General features: G+C 74.4%; 3 protein-coding genes and 1 pseudogene. 2 read left to right on the top strand and 2 right to left on the bottom strand.

All coding sequences use genetic code 11. The annotated features are described in order from the left end of the window. The coding region (locus AC51EU_RS27380) for a ferrochelatase (RefSeq protein WP_496269768.1) at window positions 1-955 on the bottom strand (955 nt) is incomplete at its 3' end. Between the two features lie 225 nt (window positions 956-1,180). On the opposite strand from AC51EU_RS27380, the gene AC51EU_RS27375 reads away from it, so the two are divergent. After that, entirely contained in the window at window positions 1,181-2,455 is a 1,275-nt protein-coding gene (locus AC51EU_RS27375) for an MFS transporter (RefSeq protein WP_496269767.1), read from the top strand. 153 nt (window positions 2,456-2,608) lie between these two features. Further along, window positions 2,609-3,949, top strand: coding sequence for a D-arabinono-1,4-lactone oxidase (locus tag AC51EU_RS27370; protein ID WP_496269766.1), 1,341 nt, complete (start codon window positions 2,609-2,611; stop codon window positions 3,947-3,949). 64 nt (window positions 3,950-4,013) lie between these two features. On the opposite strand, the pseudogene AC51EU_RS27365 reads toward AC51EU_RS27370, so the two are convergent. After that, window positions 4,014-4,565 (bottom strand): annotated as a pseudogene (locus tag AC51EU_RS27365) (hypothetical protein); the annotation flags it as partial.

Below are 4,565 nucleotides of genomic sequence, written 5' to 3'. Positions count from 1 at the left end.
GGTCGGCGCCGACGGTCGCCGAACGGGCGACGGGCAGCCCCAGCTCGGCGGCCTTGGCGGCGGCCTCGGTGTCGAGGTCGTACACGACCTCCATGTGGTCCGAGACGAAGCCGATGGGGGCCATCACGACGGCCGGGACGCCGGCGCCGTGCAGCTCCTCCAGGTGGTCGCAGATGTCGGGCTCCAGCCAGGGGATGTGCGGGGCGCCGCTGCGGGACTGGTAGACGAGCCGCCAGGGGCGGTCCACGCCGGTCTCCTCGCGCACCGCGTCGGCGATCACCTGTGCCACGTCCAGGTGCTGGGCGACGTAGGCGCCGCCCTGCCCGTCCCGGGTGTGGTCCTCGGGGCGGCCGGAGGTGTCGGCGGCGGAGGTGGGGATGGAGTGGGTGGTGAAGGCGAGGTGGGCGCCGTCGCGGACGGCGGCGGGCAGCGAGGCCAGGGCGGTGAGCACCCCCTCGGTCATCGGGCCGATGAAGCCGGGGTGGTTGAAGTAGTGCCGCAGTTTGTCGACCCGCGGGACGGGCAGGCCCTCGGCGCCGAGGGCGGCGAGCGCCTCGGCGAGGTTCTCGCGGTACTGGCGGCAGCCCGAGTACGAGGCGTAGGCGCTGGTGGCGAGGACGGCGATGCGGCGGTGGCCGTCGCGCACCATGGCGCGCAGGGTGTCCGTGAGGTAGGGGGCCCAGTTGCGGTTGCCCCAGTAGACCGGCAGGTCCAGGCCGTGTACGGCGAAGTCCTCGCGCAGTGCCTCCAGCAGCCGCCTGTTCTGGGCGTTGATGGGGCTGACGCCGCCGAAGCGGAAGTAGTGCTGCCCGACCTCTTCCAGGCGCTCGCGCGGGATGCCCCGGCCGCGGGTGACGTTCTCCAGGAAGGGGACGACGTCGTCGGGGCCCTCGGGTCCGCCGAAGGAGAGCAGCAGCAGGGCGTCGTAGGGGCGGGGATCGCACTGTTCGGGCATGTCCCCGATCCTGCCACTCCCTGCCGCCGGGGCGCGGGCGGGGCCGGGCGCCCCGGCGCGGACGGGCGCGTGCGCCGGGCACGTGGTGCGTGGGAGTGCCGGGCGGCGTGCGGATGTCTTATGCGGCCGGAAACCCGGAGGCGCGCGCTCCCTCCCGGCCCGTAAGCTGTATCGGCCTCCAACATTACTTACCGATCATCGGTCCTCACCCGGCGGAGCACCTCCTTGCCCAGTTCGTACCGCGCCATCTTCGGCAGCCCCGGCACCAAGTCGTTCTCCGCCGCCGGGCTCCTGGGGCGGATGCCGTTGTCGATGATGGGCATCGGTGTCGTCACGATGGTCTCCCAGCTGACCGGCCGCTACGGGCTGGCCGGCGCGCTGTCGGCGACGCTCGCCCTGTCCTCGGCGGTCCTGGGCCCGCAGATCTCGCGGCTGGTGGACCGCAAGGGCCAGCGCGCCGTGCTGCGGCCCGCGACGCTGGTCGCCCTCGCGGCGGTCGCCGGGCTCCTGCTGAGCGCCCAGCGGCGCTGGCCGGACTGGACGCTGTTCGCGTTCGCTGCGGGCGCGGGCTGTGTACCGAGCGTCGGCTCGATGATCAGGGCGCGCTGGGCGGAGCTGTTCCGCGGCTCCCCCCGCGAGCTGCACACCGCGTACTCGTGGGAGTCGATCGTCGACGAGACGTGCTTCATCGTCGGCCCGATCCTGTCGATCGGGCTGTCCACGGCGTGGTTCCCGGAGGCCGGGCCGATGCTGGCCGCCGTCTTTCTGGCGGTGGGGGTGTTCTGGCTGACCGCGCAGCGTTCGACGGAGCCGGTGCCGCATCCGCGTGACCCGCAGTCCAAGGGGTCGGCCCTGCGTTCCAAGGGGCTCCAGGTCCTGGTGACGACGTTCGTGGCGACCGGGGCGATCTTCGGAGCCATCGACGTGGTGACCGTCGCGTTCGCCGAGGAGCGCGGGCACAAGGCGGCCGCCAGTCTGGTCCTGGCCGTCTACGCGCTCGGGTCGTGCCTGGCCGGCGCCGTCTTCGGGCTGCTCCACCTGAAGGGGCACCCCTCGCGCCGCTGGCTGGTGGGGGTGTGCGCGATGGCGGTGAGCATGGTGCCGCTGCTCCTGGTGGGGTCGCTGCCGTGGCTGGGGGCGGCGCTGTTCCTGGCCGGGCTGTCGATCGCGCCGACGATGGTGACGACGATGGCGCTGGTCGAGGAGCATGTCCCGCGGGCGCAGCTCACCGAGGGCATGACCTGGACGAGTACGGGGCTCGCGGTGGGCGTGGCGCTCGGCTCGTCGGCGGCGGGCACGGTGGTGGACGCCGCCGGTGCCGGCCGCGGCTACCTGGTGCCGTGCGTGGCGGGCGCGCTCGCCGCCCTGGTGGCGCTCGCCGGCTACCGGCGTCTGCGCCCCGGGGCCGTCACCCCCGCGGGCTCCGCCCCGGTGGCGGGCACCCCGGGTACGGGGCGGGACGTCCCGGAGACGACGGACGGGGCCACCCGCCCGGTGTGACATGCCGGGAACGCGACCTTCCACCCACTTCGACTTCTGTGATTCGCGTCACTCCGGCAGACCGCTGTCGTGGTGACTGGCATCATGCGGCTCTCAGCTCACACAACGGCGCCCCGGTTGCGGGGTGTTCGCGCGGAGGGAGGGGACGTCACCATGGCAGTCAGCACCACCGCCGGCGGCTCGGGAGGGCGCGGTACGGCGACGCGATGGCGCAACTGGTCCGGCAATGTCACCGCCCGTCCCGCCCGTGTCGTCGCCCCCTCCACCACCGAGGAGCTGGTGGCCGCCGTCCGCGCGGCCGCCGAGGACGGTCTGACCGTCAAGGCCGCCGGGACCGGGCACTCCTTCACCGCGGCCGCCGCCACCGACGGGGTACTGGTCCGGCCCGACCGGCTCACCGGCGTCCGCCGCATCGACCGCGCGGCCGGCACGGTCACCGTCGCCGCCGGGACCCCTCTCAAGGACCTCAACCGCCTCCTGGCCGCGCACGGGCTGTCGCTGACCAACATGGGCGACATCATGGAGCAGACCGTCTCGGGCGCCACCAGTACCGGCACCCACGGCACCGGACGGGACTCCGCCTCCCTCGCCGCCCAGGTCACCGCCCTCGAACTGGTCACCGCCGACGGCACCCGGCTGGCCTGCTCCGCCCGGCAGAACCCGGACGTGTTCGCCGCCGCCCGGCTCGGCCTGGGCGCGCTGGGCGTCGTCAGCGAGCTGACCTTCGCCGTGGAACCGGAGTTCCTGCTGACCGCCCGTGAGGAGCCGATGGGCTTCGACGAGGTGACCGACCGGTTCGACGAGCTGACCGCCGAGAACGAGCACTTCGAGTTCTTCTGGTTCCCCCACACCGGCAGCTGCAACACCAAGCGCAACAACCGCAGCCAGGGGCCCGCCGCTCCGCCCGGCGCCCTCAGCGGCTGGGTCGAGGACGAACTGCTGTCGAACGGCGTCTTCCAGGTCGCCTGCTCCGTCGGCCGCGCGGTGCCCGCCGCGGTACCGGCGCTCGCCAGGCTCTCCAGCCGCGCCCTGTCGGCCCGTACGTACACCGATGTCCCGTACAAGGTGTTCACCTCACCGCGCCGGGTGCGGTTCGTGGAGATGGAGTACGCGCTGCCGCGCCGGGCCGCGGTCGCGGCGCTGCGGGAGCTGAGGGCGCTGGTCGAACGGTCCGGTCTGCGGATCGGCTTCCCGGTGGAGGTGCGCTGCGCGCCCGCCGACGACATCCCGCTGTCCACCGCGTCCGGGCGCGACACCGTCTACCTGGCGGTGCACATGTACCGGGGGACGCCGTACGGGGCGTACTTCGCGGCCGCCGAGCGGATCATGACGGCGCACGAGGGGCGCCCGCACTGGGGCAAGCTGCACACCCGGGACGCGGAGTACCTCGCCGGGGTCTATCCCCGGTTCGCCGAGTTCACCGCGGTGCGCGACCGGCTCGATCCGGAGCGGCGGTTCGCCAACCGCTATCTGCGGCGGGTGCTGGGCGACTGACGGACGGCGGCCCCGGACCGGCCTCTGTGACGGGGCGGGCCGGGGCCGCCGGTGGCGCGTGGGGTCAGGGCGTGCCGGGGTCCGGGGCCTGCGGGTCGGCGGCGTCCTTGCCGCTGCCGGGGTCCTGGGTGCTCCCGCCGCCGTCGGAACCGGTGCCGGTACCGGTGTCGCCGCCCGCGGGACGGGTGGGGTCCGGGGTCGGCCCGGGGTCCGGGGTCGTCCGGCCGCCGTCGGTCGGGTCGGGGGTCGGCGCGGTGGTGCCGTGGTCGGTGCCGCCGGTGCCCTGCTCCGTACCGCCGCTGCCGCTGCCGTCGCCGGTGGAGCCGGACGGGCCGGTGGAAGGGGTGTCGCGGTCGCCGCGGTCGTGGTCGGTTCCGGTGCCGGGCTGCTGTCCCGGGTCGGGTGTGGCGGGCGGGGCGGGGGTGTCGTCACGGGACGAGCCGCTGCCGACGTTGGCGATGTGCCCCCAGGTGGTGCCCTTGGTGCCGTCCGGGGTCTCACCGGTGAGGAGTTCGACGCCGGTGACCACACCCATGGACAGCACGAAGATCCCGAGCGCGCCGAGCGCCGCCCGCCGCCAGCCGCGCAGCCGGGTCCCGTACGTGGTGGTGACCTC

The sequence above is a fragment of the Candidatus Streptomyces philanthi genome (assembly GCF_059553635.1).
This window is presented reverse-complemented; position numbering and strand designations above follow the sequence as displayed.